We start from the raw sequence: 962 nt of genomic DNA on the forward strand, positions 1-962 counted from the left end.
CCAGATTTCTTGCCAGGGCGTTCACCAAACCATTTTGGTAATCTCGCTTTTTGACGAGATTCCCATTGACCACTCCTGTCTTTCCATGTCTTTTCGGATACCTCCTTAATAATTGTTTCAAGGCCTCCTTCAAACAATTTCTTCTTGTCGTCATACGATCTGGTGTCTACACGACGTTCATATTTGGAGGCGACTTGTATTTTTGGCGGGTACTTTCCGGTAAGGGCTTCAGGGTCCAATCCCTTCTTCAAGGCTTTGTGCCTCAACTGTTGCTTCTGCCTTTCTTTCAATTCTTTAAGATCATAGTCCTGACGTTTTTGCCTTTCCTCCAAGTCGTACTTTTCTGTCTCAAGTTTGACGATGCAATCCCAAAGTTCAATGGCTTTCTTTTTGAGGGCGTCCACGTTAAGTCCGTCTAATTGCAAAGGTTTGATACGTATGGACAGGGAGATTTTCTTTTCTTCTTCCAGTTGTTCCTTGGTCTTGTTCCTTTCTAATTGGGCAGGAGACAGTGCTGCAGAAGCGTCCTTCTTGGTGATGGTGAAGTTGGGTCCTTTCTTTGCACTTTGGTCTTTCATGGCTTGCATCATAACTTGGCGTTTCTTTTCGGCCTCCTCGAGACGTTGCCTCTTCTCTTCTTGTTCGCGTTGTTTCTTCTCTTCCAGTTCGCGGACGCGTCTTTCTTCCTCTTGCTTCTTCCTTTCGGCCATCTTGCGTTCCTCATCAGCACGCGTGACCTTACGTTTCGCCTGTTTCTCCTTCAGCTTTTTGAGCTCGTCCTCTTCCTTGGCACGTTGTTTGCGCCATTCTGCGATGTACTCTCGGAGTTGCTCATCGAGATCGGATCTCTTTTGGTCCTGACGTTTGATGAACTCTGGGTCTCCAGACTCCGAGTAAACTTCTTCTTCGTCGGACATCTTGGCAGTTAGTTAAGGAAGATAAACGTATGGGAAATGTCGAGG

Annotated in this window: 1 protein-coding gene; it reads right to left on the bottom strand. The window is 46.3% G+C overall.

Annotation, left to right across the window (positions count from 1 at the left end; all coding sequences use genetic code 11):
- A partial coding sequence (locus tag EK369_RS22800) for a troponin (protein WP_164727078.1) occupies positions 1–917 on the bottom strand: 917 nt, incomplete at its 3' end.
- Positions 918–962 lie beyond the last annotated feature (45 nt).

The organism is Shimia sediminis (genome assembly GCF_003990645.1).
In the GTDB taxonomy this organism is placed as follows: Bacteria; Pseudomonadota; Alphaproteobacteria; order Rhodobacterales; family Rhodobacteraceae; genus Shimia; species Shimia sediminis.